This window comes from Brevibacterium sp. Marseille-P9724 (assembly GCF_902500275.1).
GTDB lineage: Bacteria > Actinomycetota > Actinomycetes > Actinomycetales > Brevibacteriaceae > Brevibacterium.
Map to the genome: position 1 here is coordinate 285,348 of NZ_LR722990.1, position 19,035 is coordinate 304,382.

A 19,035-nucleotide genomic window follows, 5' to 3' on the forward strand; every position below is an offset into this window, starting at 1 on the left:
AGTACCCTGCCCAGCACAGTCAGGGCCCGAAGACGGTCAGTTGGGGTACTCGCGTCGGCCGACGAGCGCGCGAGGAGTGCGGAGCATGCGCAGCTGAATGCTTCGCATCACCGCATAGAAAGTGTTGCCGCGCTGCAGGTTTTCGGCTCCGAACTTAGCCGACATCTTCTTCTTCAATGTGAAGTGCATGATGAAACCGTCCAGCACTACAAGGCCCAGAAGGACGTAGATGATGTAGGTCGAATAAGCCTGCACCTGCACGTTCTGAATGAACAGGCTCACCAGCAGGATGACTAGTGCAATCGGAATGAGCAGCTCTCCGAACGAGTAGCGAGCATCCACATAATCCCGGATATAGCGGCGCTGCGGGCCTGAATCACGTGCTGGCAGGTAGCGTTCATCGCCCTCCATCATCCGTTCGCGGATGTAGTTGCGCTCACGGCGCATTTCGGCGCGTGCCTCGGCTTTCGCCGCTTTGCGGTCTTCCGGTACGAGGGGTCGTCGGCGGGCCTGCTCCTGCTGGCGCCGGGACGGGGTGGGGCGGTTCTTCTTCGCCTCGGGGTCCCTGTGCTGCTCGTGGGCTTCTGGCTTGTCCGACATGACCTGGTTCGTCTCCTGACAGTGCTTGCCGCACGTGTGCTCCGTGCGGTGCTTTCGAGGGCTGTACGGCGCTAATAGTATCGGAGCATGACCATTTCTGAATCTTCACAGCGCGAATCCGCTGGACCCGAAGCTCTGCACGAGCGTCTGGACGCCATCTACTCGGATGTTCTCGAAGACCTCACCCGGCTGGTTGCAGTGCCGTCTGTTGCGTGGCCGAACGCCGATCCGCGGCACGTCGCCGATTCTGCTGCACTCACGGCTGAGCTTGCTGAGGAAGTCGGCTTCGACACGGTGGAAATCCTGCACGGTGCCAACTCTGATGGCAGCGAGGGCTACCCTGCCGTAGTAGCCCGCCGCGCGGCACCGGAAGGACAGCCCACGGTTCTGCTCTATGCCCACCACGACGTTCAGCCCGCAGGCGACAGGGACGACTGGGACACGAGCCCGTTCGAGCTGACCGTGAAGGGCGACCGCGCCTACGGGCGGGGCTCAGCAGATGACAAGGCGGGAATCCTCATTCACCTGACTGCGCTGAGGCTGCTGGCCGATGAACTCAACATCGGTGTGACGCTGTTTGTTGAAGGAGAAGAGGAAGCGGGATCACCAAGCTTCCGAGACTTCATTGAGCGCTACCGGGACCGTCTGGCTGCCGATGTCATCATCGTTGCCGATTCCGGCAACTGGGCGGAAGGCACACCTGCGCTGACCACGAGCCTGCGCGGCATGGCGTCGCTGGAATTCACGGTCAGAACAATGAAGCACTCCGTGCACTCGGGCATGTACGGGGGAGTGGCGCCGGATGCCCCGCTCGCTCTCATTCGCCTGCTCTCCAGCCTGCACCGCGAAGACGGTTCGCCTGCCGTTGAGGGGCTGGTCGCTTCCGAAGAAGTCGCAGTTGACTACAACGAGGACGACCTGCGTCGTGACTGTGGGGTTCTGCCCGACACACGGTTCATCGGCAAGGGCCCACTTGCTTCGCGTCTGTGGGCGCAGCCGGCCCTGACGATCATCGGCATTGACATGCCGAGTGTTGCAGACTCTTCGAACACTCTGCACGCCCGTGCAGGAGCAAAGGTCTCCATGCGGCTGGCGCCGGGCCAGGACCCCGAAGACGCTTTGAACAGGCTTCGCGAACATCTTGAAGCTGATGCGCCCTTCGGCGCGCAGATCGAATTCGGCGCCTCTGAATACGGCAGCCCGTGGCGGGCAGACGAATCGGATCCGATTCTCGGAAAGGCACTGGAAGCGCTGACCGACGGGTTTGGGACAGAGGCCGTGAAGATGGGCTTGGGCGGGTCGATTCCGTTCATTGCAGACCTCCTCGATGTGTTTCCCAAAGCCTCGATCCTCGTCACCGGGATTGAGGATCCCGACACGCGAGCCCACAGCGCCAACGAGAGTCTCTATCTGCCCGATTTCAAACGGGCCATTGTGGCCGAAGCTCTTCTGCTCAGGCGTCTGGGGGAACAGGTCTGACTCTCCCGCCCCAGCGGCTCGGGGGAATACTATGCTTGCCTCAGCCGTTTTCACACGTATCGTAGGCTCTACCGACTAATTGGAGTGAATATGACTGTTGCAGAACAGGCGTCGCACGGAGTTGACCTTTCCACTGCGGCGGCAGACAAGGTGCGCAGCCTCCTCGAACAGGAAGGTCGCGACGATCTTCGCCTGCGTGTTGCTGTTCAGCCCGGAGGATGCTCCGGCCTGATTTATCAGCTGTACTTTGACGAACGCGTCCTCGACGGCGACGCCGTGCGTAGTTTCGACGGGGTCGAAGTCATCGTCGACCGTATGAGCGTTCCCTACCTTGACGGGTCCACCATCGACTTTTCAGACACCATCGAAAAGCAGGGCTTCACGATCGACAACCCCAACGCCGCAGGCTCGTGCGCCTGCGGTGACTCCTTCCACTGAAGCTTCGCAGCCAATGGGAATGGAACCGGCCGACCTCGCAGCTGTCTCGCCGCAGCTGGAGGTCGGCCAGATCATTTCTGCCTACCGAGCCGGGCTCTTTCCCATGGAGCTTGGACTGGAGGGCACGACCGGCTTCGGCTGGTGGTCTCCCAAACGGCGCGGCGTTCTTCTGCCCGGAAACCTCAAGATTTCCAAAAGCCTGCGCAAGTCAATGCGCCGTATGCGAATCACGTGGAACACCGCTTTCTGTGAAGTCCTGGAAGCCTGTGCCGACCCTACGCGCCCGGGGGCGTGGATCACCGATGAAATCAAAGCCGTCTATACGGAGCTGGCAGTCGCAGGCTGGATGAAGTCCGTCGATGTCTGGAACGGTGACGGCCGGCTCATCGGGGGTCTGTTCGGTCTGGATCTGGGCAGTGTTTTCGCTGGAGAATCGATGTTTCACAGGCAGACCGACGCGTCGAAAGCTGCGCTTGTCGGCCTCGTGGAGCACCTGGACCGCAGGTGCGCGGACGGGCAATGGCTTATCGATACGCAATGGTCGACGCCGCACTTGGAGACGCTCGGCGTGTCGGAAATTTCCGAGTCAGAGTATGCGCAAGCCCTAGAAATGCGGCTTTGAAGGATCGGCACACAGGATTTTCTCATGCAACGAGCAGGCGAGTATGAAATTCCACCCCCGTTAGCGGTAGGGTAGATGAGACAAAGTCAGAGTTGGGTGTCTCCCGGTGGCGAGCTGCGGATGTGAATAAGCAGTCAAACCGCTGGGAAGCATCCGTTAGGTATCCGAAAGGCTGCACGTGGATTCTCCGAACCAGTCAGCACGCAGGTCTCCGAAGGCCTGGGCGAAGAAAGCGGGCGTCGCAGGGGCGCTTGCCTCTTCCGCACTTCTGGCCGGCTGCTCCAACGGCGCTCCGGAGCTGGGCTTTCTGCCCGCCGCTTCTAAAGGCGCCACGTCACACACAGACGCGTACACCGCTCTGTGGACCGGAGGCTGGATTGCTGCTCTTGCCGTAGGCGCCATCACTTGGGGCCTGATGCTCTTCTGCATCATCGCGTACCGCCGTCGTAAGAACGACCGCGGACTGCCGGTGCAGCTGCAGTACAACATGCCCGTCGAAATCATGTACACGGTCATCCCGATCATGCTCGTTGTGGGCTTCTTCTTCCACAACATGGCGCTGTTCGACCAGACCACGAACGACAAGACGCCGGGCGAAGAAAAGATCGAAGTTGTCGGCAAGCAGTGGGCCTGGGACTTCAACTACACATCCCAGGACGTCCACTACGCAGGTGTTCAGGCAAACCTGGACGGTACGGAGAAGCCCGGCGAAGAAGCGCCGACGCTGTACCTGCCTGCGGACACGGATCTCGAAATCCAGCTCCGCTCGCGCGATGTCATTCACTCTTTCTGGGTTCCCGCGTTCCTTGAGAAGCGCGACATGACCCCGGGCCGTGTGGAGACCCTCCACCTCAAGGCTCTGAAAGAAGGCGAATACCTCGGCAAGTGTGCAGAGCTCTGCGGCGAATTCCACTCCGAGATGCTCTTCAACGTCAAGGTTGTGTCCAAGGACGAATACCTTGCCTACACCAAGGAGCTTCGCGAACAGGGCAACACCGGTGTGCTCGGCGAAGAATACGACCGTACGCACTGGTACTCCAACCCATACCAGAAAGAAGGTGCTGACAAATGACGGCGGTAGCTGATCGCCCCGTCGACCTCGGTGCTGCACCGAAGGTTCCGGTGAGTAAGGGCAAGGTCATAGTCAACTGGCTGACCTCCACCGACCACAAGACGATCGGGTACATGTACCTGATTGCGTCGTTCCTCTTCTTCTGCGTTGCCGGTGTTATGGCTGTGCTCATCCGTCTTGAGCTCTTTGCCCCCGGCATGCAGATCATCGAAACGAAGGAACAGTACAACCAGCTGTTCACCATGCACGGCACGCTCATGCTGCTGATGTTTGCTACGCCTCTGTTTGCAGGCTTCGCGAACGTCATCATGCCGCTGCAGATCGGTGCTCCCGACGTCGCGTTCCCGCGACTCAACGCCTTCGCGTTCTGGGTATTCCTCTTCGGCTCGCTCATCGCCTGCTCCGGGTTCCTCACCCCGCAGGGTGCCGCATCGTTCGGCTGGACGGCATACGCGCCGCTGAACAACACGACCTACACGCCTGGCTTGGGCGGTCACCTGTGGACTCTCGGCATTGCTTTCCAGGGCTTCGGCACGATCCTCGGTGCCGTGAACTTCATCACGACCGTGATCACGATGCGCGCACCGGGCATGACGATGTTCCGCCTGTCTGTGTTCTCCTGGAACGTTCTGATCACCGGTATCCTCGTTCTGATGGCGTTCCCGCCGTTGGCCGCTGCTCTGTTCGCAGTTGCCGCAGACCGCGTGCTCGGTGCACACGTCTTCAGCCCCGAGAACGGCGGACCGATTCTGTACCAGCACCTGTTCTGGTTCTTCGGCCACCCCGAGGTCTACGTGATTGCACTGCCGTTCTTCGGCATCGTGTCTGAGATCTTCCCGACCTTCAGCCGCAAGCCGATCTTCGGCTACAAGATGCTGGTCTACGCAACAATCGCAATTGCCGCTCTGTCGGTGACCGTTTGGGCACACCACATGTACGTGACCGGTGCTGTGATGCTCCCGTTCTTCGCGTTCATGACGATGCTCATCGCTGTCCCGACCGGTGTGAAGATCTTCAACTGGATCTTCACGATGTTCCGCGGTTCGCTCACCTTCGAAACTCCGATGCTGTGGTCGATCGGCTTCCTCGTCAGCTTCGTCTTCGGTGGTCTCACCGGCGTCGTTCTGGCAAGCCCGATCATGGACCAGCAGGTGTCTGACACCTACTTCGTTGTGGCTCACTTCCACTACGTGATCTTCGGTACCGTCGTCTTCGCGATGTTCGCCGGATTCTACTTCTGGTGGCCGAAGTTCACCGGCAAGATGCTCAACGAAACCCTCGGCAAGATCCACTTCTGGATTCTGTTCATCGGCTTCCACGGCACCTTCCTCATTCAGCACTGGCTTGGTGTTGAAGGCATGCCGCGTCGTTACGCCGACTACCTGCCGCAGGACAACATCACGTGGCAGAACCAGCTCTCGACCGTTGGCACGATTATTCTTGCGCTGTCGATGATCCCGTGGTTCTGGAACGTGTGGATCACTGCTCGTAAGGCACCGAAGGTTACGGTGAACGACCCGTGGGGCTACGGCGGTTCGCTCGAGTGGGCCACCTCGTGCCCGCCCCCGCGTCACAACTTCACATCGCTGCCGCGTATCCGCTCGGAGCGTCCTGCTTTTGATGCGAACCACCCGGAACTGCTTGAACTGGCAGGTCACCCGGCTGACGCCTACTCGCTGCCCGAAAGGAGCACCAAGTGAGAACCTCGGGTCTGATTATCGGAGCGGGAATCTTCTTCTTCATTCCCATTGCGTTTGTCTACGGCTACCTGACGGACTTTCAGGAACTGGTCGGTTTTCCCGCCATTGCACTTGTTGGTCTCATGTCGCTCATGATCGGCGGCTATGTGTACCTGCAGGATAAGCAGATGGGAAAGCACCCCCAGGATATTGATTCCGCTGAGATCAGCGACGAAGCCTACGAATACGGCTTCTACAGCCCCTGGAGCTGGTGGCCGCTGGCACTTGCTGCAGGCATCGGTCTCTGCTTCCTGGGAGTCGCTGTCGGCTGGTGGATTATTCCGTTCGGCGGTGTTCTTTGCCTGGTGGCTCTGATCGGACTTGTCTACGAGTACGACCGCGGCGATCACGTGCACTGATTAACTCTGACTGAAGCGCCTCCGTGCAATACGCACGGGGGCGCTTTGCTGTGTTCAGCTGCAGTAGGTACGCCGTCAACACCGCAGACAGTCTCAATTCTGATCCGCGGGCACTTCGAGACGACTGAAGCCAATATGCAACCCAAAAGGTGGCAGCACAGCACCTATAGGTCGCTTGAATCGGCTGAGCAGCGTCATTGTCCAGGTGGTGGGTGTGCATGTTCGCCCACGAGGCGTGTCCCGGACCGAGTAAGGCCAATGATGCAGCTCTGGCGAGTGGGTAGCAATCGGCGGCGGGGGAGCACACAAACGGAACGTTCAAGCTTGAAGTCCGGGAACTCGTTTCACCTTCGCCGGCGAGGGTCCTCGCAGCTGGCCCCCTCGCCGGGTCTTGTGGTCACATGTGCTGCTTCGCGTCAGGTTAAGCAACTGGCCCTACCGGGAGGGTGCTTCTATGGCTTTCGTTAAGCTGCTGGGGCTTGTTGCGTGGAGCGGGCTTTGCGGATATGAGGCTTTGCCGACGACTTCTGTGACGATACGCGCGGCTGTCCTGACCCCGATGCCTGGCATAGTAGAGGTCAGGACTTCGCTAAGAGGGTGGCAGGCGCGGTCCCAGTACCCGCTGGAGGGCAGGATGTATCTGTGTGAGCAGGACTGGCAGCCGATAGCGTACCCCGGTCAGCTGGGCTGCCAGATCGTCATCGAAGCCACACAGCATTGACAATTCGGCGATGTGTTCGTCCGCGACAGTGATCCCACGCAGTGTGTGGGGCATGGTGCGGGCTGCATCAGCGATGATGTAAGCATCCCGGGCATCCGTCTTCGCCTGGCCTGGATGAAGATCAGCGACACGGCGCTTGGTCAGCCCCGGCAGGTAGGCAACGGCAATCCCCATTTGTTGGCCTACCACAATGACTAACGCGCCAATGGTTGCAGGCTGGTCCACCACGACCAGCAGCTGATCATGCTTAGCTGCATCCGAACGAACCAGACTGGTCCCAGTGACAACACCCCCGGATCAAGAGCAACTGGGGCCAGACATCACGCCGGAACCAGCCGGTTCCCAGCACTGCCCTTCCTGACGGAAAGCAGTGATACCTAAAAGGTGGCGGGGGAGAGTAGCTTTCACTAGCTATGTCGACACGGGATGAGCTTCTGAAAGCATGGAAACTGGGTGTACTACCGGAGGTTAACCTGTCTGGCAGGAGCCGCGTGCACACGGATCGACACCGGCAAAGCAGAAGCCCCGCAGCCAACGTGGCTGCGGGGCTTCAAGCGCCTAGTGTCAGTTCAGCTTCTTGTTGTCGTCTGCCTTGACCTCTTCGTGGTCGTCGTGCGCGGCGTCAAGCTCAGCCTTCGTAACAGGGGCGACTCGGTCTTCGTAGAAGAACCGTGCAACACGTGCGCGGCGCTTCTCGGCCTTGGTGATAACACCGTCCTCGTGCGGCTGTGCGGGTACATAACCCGGAGCTTCGAAGGCGGTCAGCTTCCACAGCTTGTCTTCAGACAGCGGCTTGTGGCGTTCCTGGAACTCACCGTGCGGCAGGCGAATGATTTCACCGGACTCGAAACCGTGGAGAGCGATCTCGCGGTCCTTGCGCTGCAGGGCCAGGCAGATTCGCTTAGTCACGATGTAGCCGACAATCGGACCGAGGAAGAACAGTGCTCGGAAGATGTAGATCATGTCGTTGAGTGACATGTGGAAGAACACTGCGATGAGGTCACCCGAAGCGGCAGCCCAGAGATTCAGGTACCAGATGGCTGCTGCGACACCGAACGCGGTGCGCGTGGGGTTGTTGCGCGGGCGTTCGAGCACGTGGTGTTCGCGGGTGTCCTTGGTCAGCCATTGTTCGAAGAACGGCCAGATAATCATTCCAACGAACAGAACCCCGGTGGCAAGAAGCGCGGTGTTGATGTTGACGGAGATAGGGTAGCCGAAGACGTAGAACTCCATCCAACCTGGCATGATTCGGAGGAATCCGTCGAGCCAACCGATGTACCAGTCGGGCTGTGTACCAGCCGAAACGGGGGAGGGGTCGTACGGTCCGTAGTTCCAGATCGCGTTGATCGTGAACACACCGGAGATCAGGGCCAGCAGGCCGAAAATCATGAAGAAGAAGCCGCCGCCCTTCGCAGCGAAGGTGGGCAGAACGGGCTCGCCCACAACGTTGCGGTTGGTGTGGCCGGCTCCGGGCCACTGGGTGTGCTTGTGGATGACGACGAACATCAGGTGAGCGCCGATGAGTGCGATCAGCAGTGCGGGCACAACCATGATGTGCATCGAGTACAGACGCGAGACGATGTCTTCGCCCGGGAATTCGCCCCCGAACAGGAAGAACGAAATGTACGTTCCAACCAGCGGGATGGACTTCAGCAGACCGTCGATGATTCGCAGACCGTTACCGGACAGGAGGTCGTCCGGCAGCGAGTAGCCAGTGAAGCCGGCAGCCATGCCCATTGCAATCAGGCCGACACCGATGATCCAGTTGATTTCACGGGGCTTGCGGTAGGCGCCGGTGAAGAACACGCGCATAGCGTGGATCGAGAGAGCGGCCATGAACAGCAGAGCGGCCCAGTGGTGCATCTGGCGAATGAAGAGTCCGCCGCGGACCTCGAAGGAAATGTAGAGGGTCGAAGCGTAGGCCTCCGAGATCTGCACGCCCTTAAGAGGGACGAACGGACCTTCGTAGATCACGTGTCCCATAGCCGGGCGGAACCACAGCGTCAAGAATGTTCCTGTGAGGATCAGGATGATGAAGCTGTAGAGTGCGACCTCGCCGAGCATGAACGACCAGTGGCTCGGGAAGATCTTCCGGCCGAATTCTTTGACGGCCTTGGAAGCGCCGGTGCGGGACTCCACCCAGCGGCCACCGGCAATCAGTGCTTTGTTGTCAGTGAGTGTGTTGCTCATCAGGCGTCAGTCTCCCTCGTGTTGATCTCCCAGAAGGTCGGACCAACGGGCTCGCGGAAGTCGCTCTGGGCGACAAGGTAGCCTTCGCTGTCGACTTCGATCGGCAACTGCGGAAGCGGACGCTTAGCAGGGCCGAAGATGACCTTGCAGTGCTGAGTCACGTCGAACGTCGACTGGTGGCAGGGGCACAGCAGGTGGTGCGTCTGGTGCTCGTACAGAGCAACCGGGCAGCCGACGTGGGTGCAGATCTTGGAGTATGCAACTACTCCGTCAACGCCCCAGTCTTCCTTACCGGGTTCGGTGTTGAGCTCATCAGGGCTGATGCGCATAAGCAGAACCGCGGCCTTGGCCTTTTCGTTCAGCGGCTCTTCCGACTTGTGCATGCCTTCTGGCACAACGTGGTATGCAGAGCCGATGGTTACGTCAGCGAGCTTGATTGCGCGCTCTTCGCCCTCTCCGGGAACGCCGCCGGGGTCGAGGACCAGGCGGACACCCTTCTTCCACAGCGTGGTGAAGAGCTTGTCGCCGGGCAGCGGCCCAAGGTCGCGAAGGACGAGAACCGCGGGGAGGGGAGCGATCGCAACAGCTGCGATGAGCATGTTGCGCAGAAGCGGTCGGCGTGCAATGCCGGACTCTTCCTTCGCCTGATTGAGGATCTCCAGAGCGATGGCCTGGTCCTCTTCGGAACCGGCGATCGAGTGGCGCTCCTCAACGATTTCGGCGTCGGGCAGAAGCGTGCGTGCCCAGTGGACAATGCCGATGCCGAGGCCGAACAGTGCAGCCGCTGCGCCAAGTCCAAGCATGAGCGTTTGGAGACGCAGGCCTGCGTGTGTGGGTTCTTCTCCCTTGGGGCCGAAGAGGAAGAAGGAGACGATGAACCAGATGGTTCCGATCATCGACAGCAGGAACCACAGAGCGACCTGGCGCTCCGCTGCCTTCTCAGCCAGCGGTTCGGCATCGGTGATCCTGGGGTTGTGCTGCGGCAGGCCGGGGTTTTCAAACCCGTTCACCGGCTCAAGCTGGCCGGTGGTGCCGGTGTTGTGACTCGAGGTCATGTGCATCCTCGTCTAGTACTCGAAACGGATAAGGGCTTGGCTTACTTCGACCGGGCGGTGAGCCACACGGTGATGCCTATGACTGCGGACAGTCCGAAGAACCAGATGAAGAGACCTTCAGCAACCGGACCGAGAGCTCCGAGCTTGAAGCCTCCGGGAGAGGGCTTCTTGGTGTCTTCGATGTATGCGATGATGTCGCGCTTGTCTTCGGGGGTGAGGTTTGCGTCGTTGAAGATCGGCATGTTCTGCGGGCCGGTCTGCATTGCCTCGTAGAGGTGGCGCTCGGAAACCTCGCTGAGGTTCGGAGCGTACTTGCCTCGGGTCAGAGCGCCGCCCGCGCCGACGACGTTGTGGCACATAGCGCAATTGGTGCGGAAGAGACCGCCGCCGGCTGCAGCGTCGCCCTTGGAGGCATCGAGGTATTCAGCATCGGGAATTGCCGGGCCGGGACCGAGCGAGGCGACGTAGGCAGCCATGTTGTCGATCTCGTCCTGATTGAACTGCGGTGCCTTGACGGGGGCCTGGGGGCCGTGCATCTGGAGCGGCATGCGGCCTGTGCCAACCTGAAAGTCGACCGCGGATGCGCCCACGCCGATGAGGCTGGGTCCGTTTTCGGTGCCTTCGCCATTCATGCCGTGGCAGGTTGCGCAGTTCGTGACGAACAGCTTCTGACCGTCGTCGATCTGATCAGCGGAGTATTCGTCTGCGTTGGCATCGCTTCCGCCGGTGAACAGCGCGTATGCCCCTCCGGTGAACAGGAGTCCGACCAGCAGGAGAACAACGAGCGCCATGGGGTGCCGGCGGCGTTCTGCAAGAAACTTCACGAGTCTTGTCCTTTACTAAATTATCGCTGCGGGGTGTGCGGGGCGCCCGCTTACTGGAGCAGGTAGATGATTGCGAACAGAGCAACCCAAACGATGTCGACGAAATGCCAGTAGTAGGAGACACATACTGCAAACGTCGATTCGCGATGTCCGAAGCGCTTGGCACCGTAGGCACGTCCGATCACGAACAGGAACGCGATGAGACCGCCGATGACGTGCAGGCCGTGGAATCCGGTCGTCAGGTAGAAGACGGAGCCGTAGGCGTTCGAGTTGATTGCGACGCCTTCGGAGACGAGCGTGGCGTACTCCATGACCTGGCCGCCGACGAAGACCGAGCCGAGGAGGAACGAGAGGAAGTACCACTCGATCATGCCCCACTGTCCGATGGCGAACAGGCTCTTGCCCGCGGGGCGGCTGGGCTTGAAGCGCTCAGCGTGATGAACGCCGACCTGGCAGGTCACGGAGGACAGAACCAAAATCGAGGTGTTCACAAGCGCGAACGGGACTTCGAGCTTGGGTGTTTCCGCTGCCCACATGTCCGGGGCGACGGAGCGGATCGTGAAGTACATGGCGAAGAGCGCGGCGAAGAACATCAGCTCGCTCGCAAGCCACACGACGAAGCCGATGGTCGTCGTGTTCGGCCTGCTGATCACGGGATGAACCGGCGCTGTTTGAGATGAAGCTGCAGTTGACACACCCCGATTATTACTCAGTCCGCAGGTGAATTTCATCTTTCACTCAGGATTCACTCATTGATTGAGACTTCAATGCCCGCGTTTCGGCTAGTTGGCGCGGTTCTTTTATTTTTTCCCGGTGATGCCGACGTGCCGGCCCTGCGTGTCGAACTACTGTGATGTGGGCTACTGTTCTGCTTGTCGGAGTCATCTTCCTTCTCATTCTGCGCTTTTGCCCTGCGGGTCTTCTCGCAAGGCGATTCTTCGCCCCAGGGCAAAGCCCGCAACTTCATCTGCACAGTTCACTCCGGCATGGGTCGTAGGCGCTGCCCCGAAGTCTGGGCCGAGCGCTGTCTGGCCGCGCCGCCCAGATAAACTGGCCGGGCTTGCCGTGTCGCACACTCGTCCATCAGAAAGGCTCAGCTATGACCGTTCCCTTCACCGCTTACGAAAGCAGCGTCATGAAGGATGTACGCGACTGGTCGGACCTCATCGTCGGTCTCATGGACCACCGCCACATGGACGGTGCGACTGCGGCATGGGCGATGGATCAGATCATGTCCGGCGATGTTCCGGATGTCACCATGGCCGCGTTCCTTGTTGCTCACCACGGCAAGGGCGAAACCGTCGAAGAGATTACGGGCCTTGTGTCGGCGATGATGGAACACGCCGTTTCCATTGACGGCCTCACCGGCTATGTCGACATCGTCGGCACTGGCGGCGACCGCGCCAAGACAGTCAACATCTCATCAACCGCCTCGTTCGTCATCGCCGGAGCCGGGGTTCCGGTTGCTAAACACGGAAACCGGGCCACCTCGTCGGCATCAGGGTCGGCTGACGTCTTTGAACACCTCGGTCTGGCGCTCGACCTGACGCCAGAGCAGACGGCGGCACTGGCCGACAAAGTCGGGATGGCGTTTCTGTTTGCCAACGTCTACCACCCGTCTATGCGCTTCATTGCGCCCGTGCGCAAGAAGATCGCGGTGCCCAGCGCCTTCAACATCCTCGGGCCTCTTGCAAATCCAGCAGGGACCCGGTCAACTGCCATCGGCGTGTCGGATCCCGCTATGGCGCCTCTTATAGCCGGGGTGCTCGCTGAACGCGGAGATTCGGCACTTGTCTTCCGTTCGCAGGACGGTTTGGACGAACTGTCGAACACCGCGGTCAATGACGTGTGGGAAGTCCGCGACGGACAGATTGAGCATTCGGTCTTCGATGCGACGTCGCTTGGCATAGCTCGGGTGACGAAGGACGACCTGCGAGGTGGGGACCCCGCTTACAACGCTTCCGTTATTCGCCGCACACTCGACGGTGAAACCGGTCCGGTGCGCGATGCCGTACTCCTCAACGCTGCCGCTGCTCTTGTGGCCGCCTCTGCGGATGCCGAGGGGCCGCTTGCCGACCGCTTGGCCAGTCAGTTCCAGCGGGCTCAGGAAGCGCTTGACGCTGGCAAAGCCTCTGCAAAGCTCGACCAGCTGGTAGAAGAGTCAGTCACCGCGTCTGCGTGAGTAGAAGAGTCAATCACCGCGTCTGCGTGAGCCGAGCCGCGCAGAGGCAAAGCCGAAGCCCGTGCGCGGCAGCGCCAGCGGTGCCGTCGAGCTGATGAGCACAGTGCCTTCGCCGTAGAGCCACGCCGACAAGATTGTGTGCTCTTCGAGAAGCGTTGGGTATTCGGGTTCAACGTGGGCAGCTGTTGCCTCCATTTCCCGAGCGGTGCTGAGCACAGCTGAGGCCTTCGCGGCGGTTTCGGATGCGGCCAGCCGCCCCCAGCGGATGAGGACGATCTCCCAGCTTCCGTTCGGCTGCGGGCGTGCGGCTGTTATCTGCTGTATCTGGTTGATCAGACGCGCTGCTTCCGCACGTGCTTGGACGCGCAGCATCTGCACGGCGGCTTCCAGCGCGTCGCTGGCTGATTCAAAGCGCTGCTGCTGGGAAAGCTGCTTCAGCCTTTCGTTCAGGCGGTGACTGAAATCGGCTGTGTCTCCGGCTGCGAACTGCTTGAGTCCGCGGATGCTGTGTTGATACTCCCGGGCGTTTGCTATGCCGCAACAGGGGCCACCGCATGCGTCGACCTGGCTGGCGGCACAGGGCCTGAACTTTGCCGACCGCGGGTTCTGCGTGCACGTTTTGAGCGGGTACAGCTGTTCAAGCACATTTTTGGCCTGGAGTGCACTGCGGTGCGAGGAAAACGGCCCCGCTGCCAGGAGACCGTGGGGCGGCTGCGTCCTTACGGCTGATAGGCGAGGAAACGCTTCGTCGGTGAACTTCAGCCAGGTTTGGCGCTCCGGCCTCTTTGATCGCCTGTTGTAGGGCGGGGCGAGTTCCCCAATGAGCCGCACTTCACGCACCGCAGCTTCTGCTTCTGTCGCACAGGGAACAGTGGTGACCTCCTGGGCGGCAGTCACCATTTCAGTCATCCGGCCGCGAGTTTCACCCGCAGTGAAGTACGACCGGACGCGAGTGTGCATATCGCGGGACTTGCCGATGTAGAGGACGCGGCGTGCCCCGTCGAGGAACATGTAGACACCGGGGCCTGTGGGGACATTGTCTGCCAAGTGCAGCTTTGTGCGTCTGCGTCCCAGGCCTTGTGGTTTGAGCGACAGCAGCTTTTCGAGCGTGTTGACGCCGTATCCGCCCAGCCGGTCGAACAGGTGATTGAGGAGCTCTCCCGTTGCCCGTGCATCTGCGAGCGCCCTATGCTCCGGATCGGTCCTAGTGCCGAAATGCTGAGCGAGCGTTGCGAGTTTGTGGTTGCGGACTTCCCCCTTCGGCAGGATCCGTCGGGCCAAAGTCAGCGTGTCGACAACGCGAAACTGGGGCCACGGATAGGCGTGTTCTTCACACGCTCGCCGGAGAATGCCGATATCGAAAGGCGCATTGTGTGCAACTAGCACTGTGCCCCGGGCGAATTCCAAGAACGCGGGGAGGACTGTGCGCATTTCCGGTGCCGCGGCCACCATGGAATTGGTGATCCCGGTCAAGTGCTGCACAAAGGGCGAAACGACTTGCCCTGCCGGATTCACGAGCGTCTGGAATTCTCCGTCGACTGCGCCGCCGCGCATACGCACAGCGCCGATCTCCGTGACGTTGCCGCCGGAACGGTCTGATCCGGTGGTTTCGAAATCGAGAACCGTGAACGTGACATCGCTGAGGTCCGTGCCGATATCGGCGATGTTCAGCTGGCCGGAGCGCACGGGCTCAGGGAGATCGAAGCCGGGAAATTCCTTCATTCAGTCATCGTCCCACCAGGCACTGACACGAAGAGTCACACCTGTGCGCCGTCATCCAATTGCTCGGTGCGCGATGCGGGAAGAAACAGCAGGAGCGCCACCCCGCCGCCGGCGGCACTGGCGATGAAGAACGCCGTCAGCAGTCCCGGCGCTGAGCGAAAGAACATAGCGGTCATGACCAGTCCGATAATGCCGAGAAGCAGCGCGGCGGCTGACACAACAAAGCCGGGTCGTGCTCTGCGGATGCCGATCTTGGGCGCAGGCGGGGCAGTCCACCCGTCCTGCTCGGCGAGGTAGTCTGCGGCTTCGTCAGCTGAGACTTCGGAATTGACGGCGTCGAGATCGCTGTAGCCGGACATGACCGAGTCCCATTGCTCATCCGTGACCTTCTCATCAGGGCTGAGGCGATCCCATTCCGGTTTGTGTTCGTCACGCGCCATCGGCAGCCCCCTGCAGACCGCGAATGGCAGCGGCCAGCACCCGTTCGATCTTGTCGGAATCGTAGTCAAGGGTCGCAACGTGATTGCTCATGGGCAGCGGCACCGTTCTCATCGGCCCGCGGACGCCCCGGCGCACAGAGTTCCATGAGCGCGGGCTGACCACATCGTCTGATCCGGAGAGGAAATAGGTGATCGGCGCATGCACGCGCCACAGCAGAGAACGCACATCGCGGACGCCGCGGAAGAGTTCGCCCACACTGCGCAGCGGAACCTGCGGATACGCCAGTTCGTCCTGCCCGGGCTTGTTGATTGCGTTCTCAATCCCGGGGACCCGCTCTATCAGCCCAGCGAGCGAACCGGCGAACGGTGCGAATGGGCTGTCGACGTAAACGGCCGGGTTGATAAGCCCGATGTGTGTGGTGTCTGATCGGTTGGCAGCAGTGTGCAGGCAGAGCGCTCCGCCCATCGACAGTCCGATGAGGACGATCTGGCTGCACTCGGCGCGAAGTTCGTCAGCGGTCCGGTCAACGGCTGAGCACCATTGTTCCCACGTGCTTGAAGCCATGTCGTCAAGGTCAGTGCCGTGGCCCGGCAGCAGAGGCACTCGGACCGGCGCACCGGTAGCGGTGTGGAGGGCCTGTGCAAGCGGGCGCATCGAGGCGGGGGAGCCCGTGAAGCCGTGGACGGCGAGAATCCCGACATCGCCAGAGCCGGGAAGGCGGAGGGGCTGCGTCATCTCTTCGGCCAGATGAGAGGTCATGTTTCCAGCATGCCACAGCGGCAGGGTCAAGAGGACCTATACTCGAAAGCGCAAACAAGCGCGGTGCGTCCCGAAAGGCTCTGAGTGTTCTACTGGCTGCTCAAGCGGATCTTCGTCGGTCCGTTTCTCAAGGCTCTTTTTCGTCCCTGGGTCCGCGGTCTTGAGAACATTCCGGCTGAAGGCGGGGCCATCATTGCAGGCAACCATCTTTCGTTTGTCGATTCAATCTTCACGCCTCTCGTTGCGCCTCGCCCGGTGGTCTACCTTGCTAAGAAGGACTACTTCACGGGTCGGGGCATTACGGGCTTCTTCACCAAGTGGTTCTTCAAGGCAACGAACCAGCTTCCTATGGACCGAGGCGGAGGGTCGGCTTCCGAAGCATCGCTGCAGGCTGGTCTGAAAGTCCTCAGGAGCGGGGCTCTCTTGGGAATCTACCCGGAGGGTACGCGCAGTCCTGATGGGAAGCTCTACCGGGGTCGCACGGGAGTTGCTCGCCTAGTTCTCGAGGCGGGTGTCCCGGTCATTCCAGTTGCGGTCATCGGCACCGACAAGGTGCTGAAAACCGGCTCCGTCATTCCCAGGCTGCGCCGGGTGGGTGTGGTCTTCGGTGAGCCGATGGACTTCAGTCGGTACCAGGACCTCGAACACGACAGGTTTTTGCTGCGATCAATAACTGACGAAGTCATGTACGAAATCCTGCGCCTGTCCGGTCAGCAGTACGAGGACAAATACGCATCGACGGTCAAGACCCGACTGCTGGCTGAGAAGAAAGCTGAACGAGACAGCTGAGCAGGGTTTCGATTCTTAGGATAACGACGACACGCAGAAAAGTTATCGCCAAGATGTTTGAATCCGGTCCGCGCAGCACATACATTCTTCATGTAGACAGCCCCGGGTGCGTGTCTGTCCTATGCGGTAAACTCAGAGGACTTCGACAACGCGCCCTTACTTCCCCCAGGGGTCTAAGGAGGAGATGGCGTGAGCCACTCAACAGAAGAATCGGCCAAGCCGATTCCCCGCGCAGCTCAAGGGCTGCTTTTTGACGACGACCTTCCGGAGCTCGACGAAGACGCGGGCTACCGCGGCCCGACAGTATGCCGTGTCGTCGACATCACGTACCGACAGCTCGACTACTGGGCGCGAACCGATCTTGTCGTCCCGTCTATTCGCACTGCCACCGGGTCTGGTTCGCAGCGCCTCTACTCTTTCCGCGACATCTTGGTGTTGAAGGTCATTAAGCGCCTGCTCGACACCGGTGTGGCCCTCAACCAGATTCGCACTGCGGTGGGGCACCTGCGCGAACACGGTATTGACGACCTTTCGCGCATCACCTTGATGAGCGACGGCGCTTCTGTTTTTGAATGCACCTCCGCTGACGAAGTCGTCGACCTTGTCCAGGGAGGGCAGGGCGTATTCGGCATCGCAGTCGGTCAGGTGTGGCGCGAAGTCGAAGGAACGCTGTCTGAGCTTCCCAGCGAAAGGCCAGAGCAGGCCCAGTTGCCGATTGACGAACTCGCTCTTCGGAGGGCCCGCAAGTCAAGCTGACTCGCACCCCAGGGGGACCGAAGGCCCTTATATGCAGAAACGGCCAGGAGATCATCTCCTGGCCGTTTCTGCTGGACGGACGGGGCCTGTCTTTGTGAATGCTGTATCAGCGGCGCCGAAGATCGCGACGGCTTGGGTATGAGCCGTCCGAGCGCGGCCCAGTCGGTGTGCTGGAGCCCGGCTTTTCAACTGGACCGGCCTGATCGGTTGACCTGAACTTATCTGCCAAGCCGCTGAGTCTTGCCGGGCCGTGCCTATCTGCAGAGCGTGTCTGTGGTCTTACTGGATTTTCTGCGGGCACCGTGCCGATCCGCATTGTCTGCTGTGCCTCGGGCGCAGTCCTCTGCGTGTCCGAGAACCTGTTGATCTTCGGTCTCGGAGCTTCATCGCGACTGCGCTCGGCTTGTCCTCGCAGCTTCTGCGGCTCCTGGCTGGTTGTTGGAATCTCGTTGGTGCTCGGCGCGACTTCGACCGGTCGCCGACCTCGAATGTTCTCGCTGCGCAGTGCACGGTCGAGGATCTTGTCGAAAGCGCGGGCAAGTTCGCTGGCGGGCGCGCCTGGCCACTGGTGGATAGGGCGAGCTGACCCCTGCGCCTGCTGGAGGACGGTTCGCTCAGGAAGCGGCGGATTGACGACAAGCGGCCCGAACATGTCCTTGAGTTCGTTGATGCGGAAACTGTGTTCGCGCGATGATGGGCGCACGCGGTTGAGCACTATGCCGAGAGGCTGGAGGTCCTTGGCGGTTCTCTTTCGCAGCTCATTAGATGCCCGCAGGGCACGGTCTGCCGCTGCGACTGAGAAGAGGCCCGGCTCGGTGACGACGAGCACTCGGTTGCTTGCGGTCCATGCTGTCCTGGTGAGCCCGTTCAGCGACGGAGGGCAGTCGATGATGACCAGCCTGTAGACGTCCGAGACGCGGTTGAGCGTGTCGCGCAGACGCTTGAGGTAGCGCTCGGAGAGGCTGGGGCGATCGAACTCAGCAGCGCGCGGCGAACCGGGAATGACATCGAGGCGGCTGGATCCCCTTTCAGTCCATCCACTGGACACCATGGCTTCACGCGCAAGCTTTGACTTCGGCGCTGCGAGAACATCGGCGATGTCCAGCGGCGTGGAAATCGGTACATCGAGGCCCGTGGAAGCGTCAGCCTGAGGGTCCATGTCGACCACGAGGGTCGGTATTCCCCGGCTTTGGGCGGCAGAAGCCAAGCCGAGTGTGACCGACGTCTTGCCGACGCCGCCTTTGAGACTGGAAATACTGAGGACAAGCACAATTCAACGGTATCTGA

General features: G+C 60.6%; 18 protein-coding genes and 1 pseudogene. 9 read left to right on the plus strand and 10 right to left on the minus strand.

The window, feature by feature from the left end; translation table 11 throughout:
* Nucleotides 1-36: 36 nt before the first annotated feature.
* Nucleotides 37-600 (minus strand): DUF3043 domain-containing protein, encoded by a 564-nt coding sequence (locus tag GC119_RS01410; protein WP_151952260.1) that lies wholly within the window; start codon nt 598-600, stop codon nt 37-39.
* 87 nt (nt 601-687) lie between these two features.
* Between GC119_RS01410 and GC119_RS01415 the strand changes: the two genes are divergently transcribed.
* The 6 genes from GC119_RS01415 (at nt 688) to GC119_RS01440 (ending at nt 6,309) form a co-directional block, all read left to right on the plus strand.
* On the plus strand, nt 688-2,079 hold the full coding sequence (locus GC119_RS01415) for a dipeptidase (protein ID WP_151952261.1): 1,392 nt from the start codon (nt 688-690) through the stop codon (nt 2,077-2,079).
* A gap of 90 nt (nt 2,080-2,169) precedes the next feature.
* Nucleotides 2,170-2,517 (plus strand): HesB/IscA family protein, encoded by a 348-nt coding sequence (locus tag GC119_RS01420; RefSeq protein ID WP_070572824.1) that lies wholly within the window; start codon nt 2,170-2,172, stop codon nt 2,515-2,517.
* A gap of 19 nt (nt 2,518-2,536) precedes the next feature.
* Complete coding sequence (aat, locus tag GC119_RS01425; RefSeq protein WP_070573030.1) at nt 2,537-3,139, plus strand: leucyl/phenylalanyl-tRNA--protein transferase; 603 nt, start codon at nt 2,537-2,539, stop codon at nt 3,137-3,139.
* 178 nt (nt 3,140-3,317) lie between these two features.
* On the plus strand, nt 3,318-4,211 hold the full coding sequence (coxB, locus tag GC119_RS01430; protein WP_151952262.1) for a cytochrome c oxidase subunit II: 894 nt from the start codon (nt 3,318-3,320) through the stop codon (nt 4,209-4,211).
* Nucleotides 4,208-5,911 (plus strand): cytochrome c oxidase subunit I, encoded by a 1,704-nt coding sequence (gene ctaD, locus GC119_RS01435; protein ID WP_151952263.1) that lies wholly within the window; start codon nt 4,208-4,210, stop codon nt 5,909-5,911. The genes coxB and ctaD overlap by 4 nt, the downstream gene beginning before the upstream one ends.
* Nucleotides 5,908-6,309, plus strand: a complete 402-nt coding sequence (locus GC119_RS01440) for a cytochrome c oxidase subunit 4 (protein WP_151952264.1) — start codon at nt 5,908-5,910, stop codon at nt 6,307-6,309. Before ctaD ends, GC119_RS01440 begins: the two co-directional genes overlap by 4 nt.
* A gap of 601 nt (nt 6,310-6,910) precedes the next feature.
* Here GC119_RS01440 and GC119_RS01445 read toward each other — a convergent pair.
* The 5 genes and pseudogenes from GC119_RS01445 to GC119_RS01465 form a co-directional block, all read right to left on the minus strand.
* Nucleotides 6,911-7,276: pseudogene (locus tag GC119_RS01445) on the minus strand (IS110 family transposase); the annotation flags it as partial.
* Nucleotides 7,277-7,594: 318 nt separating this feature from the next.
* Nucleotides 7,595-9,220 carry a cytochrome b gene (locus GC119_RS01450; RefSeq protein WP_151952265.1) on the minus strand — a complete coding sequence of 542 codons (1,626 nt, stop codon included), beginning with the start codon at nt 9,218-9,220 and terminating at the stop codon, nt 7,595-7,597.
* Nucleotides 9,220-10,275: a ubiquinol-cytochrome c reductase iron-sulfur subunit gene (locus GC119_RS01455; protein ID WP_070572813.1), complete on the minus strand. Its 1,056-nt coding sequence runs from the start codon at nt 10,273-10,275 to the stop codon at nt 9,220-9,222. The genes GC119_RS01450 and GC119_RS01455 overlap by 1 nt, the downstream gene beginning before the upstream one ends.
* 41 nt (nt 10,276-10,316) lie before the next feature.
* A complete protein-coding gene (locus tag GC119_RS01460; protein WP_070572811.1) occupies nt 10,317-11,099 on the minus strand; it encodes a cytochrome c in 783 nt (260 codons plus the stop codon).
* Between the two features lie 50 nt (nt 11,100-11,149).
* Nucleotides 11,150-11,752 carry a heme-copper oxidase subunit III gene (locus GC119_RS01465; protein ID WP_371089267.1) on the minus strand — a complete coding sequence of 201 codons (603 nt, stop codon included), beginning with the start codon at nt 11,750-11,752 and terminating at the stop codon, nt 11,150-11,152.
* Between the two features lie 446 nt (nt 11,753-12,198).
* On the opposite strand from GC119_RS01465, the gene trpD reads away from it, so the two are divergent.
* Complete coding sequence (gene trpD / locus GC119_RS01470) at nt 12,199-13,281, plus strand: anthranilate phosphoribosyltransferase (RefSeq protein WP_070572809.1); 1,083 nt, start codon at nt 12,199-12,201, stop codon at nt 13,279-13,281.
* Nucleotides 13,282-13,290: 9 nt separating this feature from the next.
* Here trpD and GC119_RS01475 read toward each other — a convergent pair whose 3' ends face one another.
* From GC119_RS01475 to GC119_RS01485, 3 genes are read right to left on the minus strand one after another with little or no spacing between them, the layout of a single operon-like run.
* Complete coding sequence (locus GC119_RS01475) at nt 13,291-15,003, minus strand: DEDD exonuclease domain-containing protein (RefSeq protein ID WP_151952266.1); 1,713 nt, start codon at nt 15,001-15,003, stop codon at nt 13,291-13,293.
* A 35-nt stretch (nt 15,004-15,038) separates the two neighbouring features.
* Complete coding sequence (locus tag GC119_RS01480) at nt 15,039-15,443, minus strand: hypothetical protein (RefSeq protein WP_151952267.1); 405 nt, start codon at nt 15,441-15,443, stop codon at nt 15,039-15,041.
* Entirely contained in the window at nt 15,433-16,203 is a 771-nt protein-coding gene (locus GC119_RS01485) for an alpha/beta hydrolase (protein ID WP_151952268.1), read from the minus strand. Before GC119_RS01485 ends, GC119_RS01480 begins: the two co-directional genes overlap by 11 nt.
* Nucleotides 16,204-16,287: 84 nt before the next feature.
* Between GC119_RS01485 and GC119_RS01490 the strand changes: the two genes are divergently transcribed.
* The gene (locus tag GC119_RS01490) at nt 16,288-16,992 is read left to right on the plus strand and encodes a lysophospholipid acyltransferase family protein (RefSeq protein ID WP_151952269.1); all 705 of its coding nucleotides are present in this window, start codon (nt 16,288-16,290) and stop codon (nt 16,990-16,992) included.
* A 189-nt stretch (nt 16,993-17,181) separates the two neighbouring features.
* Nucleotides 17,182-17,748: a MerR family transcriptional regulator gene (locus tag GC119_RS01495; protein ID WP_070572800.1), complete on the plus strand. Its 567-nt coding sequence runs from the start codon at nt 17,182-17,184 to the stop codon at nt 17,746-17,748.
* Nucleotides 17,749-17,854: 106 nt separating this feature from the next.
* Here GC119_RS01495 and GC119_RS01500 read toward each other — a convergent pair whose 3' ends face one another.
* Nucleotides 17,855-19,018, minus strand: a complete 1,164-nt coding sequence (locus GC119_RS01500) for a ParA family protein (RefSeq protein WP_083304039.1) — start codon at nt 19,016-19,018, stop codon at nt 17,855-17,857.
* Between the last annotated feature and the right edge of the window lie 17 nt (nt 19,019-19,035).

Coding starts and splice junctions, on each gene's coding strand:
- GC119_RS01455 (WP_070572813.1), bottom strand. CDS start 10,275: ATGACCTCGAGTCACAACACCGGCACCACCGGCCAGCTTGAGCCGGTG.
- aat (WP_070573030.1), top strand. CDS start 2,537: ATGGAACCGGCCGACCTCGCAGCTGTCTCGCCGCAGCTGGAGGTCGGC.
- GC119_RS01450 (WP_151952265.1), bottom strand. CDS start 9,220: ATGAGCAACACACTCACTGACAACAAAGCACTGATTGCCGGTGGCCGC.
- trpD (WP_070572809.1), top strand. CDS start 12,199: ATGACCGTTCCCTTCACCGCTTACGAAAGCAGCGTCATGAAGGATGTA.
- GC119_RS01485 (WP_151952268.1), bottom strand. CDS start 16,203: ATGACCTCTCATCTGGCCGAAGAGATGACGCAGCCCCTCCGCCTTCCC.
- GC119_RS01480 (WP_151952267.1), bottom strand. CDS start 15,443: ATGGCGCGTGACGAACACAAACCGGAATGGGATCGCCTCAGCCCTGAT.
- GC119_RS01475 (WP_151952266.1), bottom strand. CDS start 15,003: ATGAAGGAATTTCCCGGCTTCGATCTCCCTGAGCCCGTGCGCTCCGGC.
- GC119_RS01415 (WP_151952261.1), top strand. CDS start 688: ATGACCATTTCTGAATCTTCACAGCGCGAATCCGCTGGACCCGAAGCT.
- ctaD (WP_151952263.1), top strand. CDS start 4,208: ATGACGGCGGTAGCTGATCGCCCCGTCGACCTCGGTGCTGCACCGAAG.
- GC119_RS01410 (WP_151952260.1), bottom strand. CDS start 600: ATGTCGGACAAGCCAGAAGCCCACGAGCAGCACAGGGACCCCGAGGCG.
- GC119_RS01420 (WP_070572824.1), top strand. CDS start 2,170: ATGACTGTTGCAGAACAGGCGTCGCACGGAGTTGACCTTTCCACTGCG.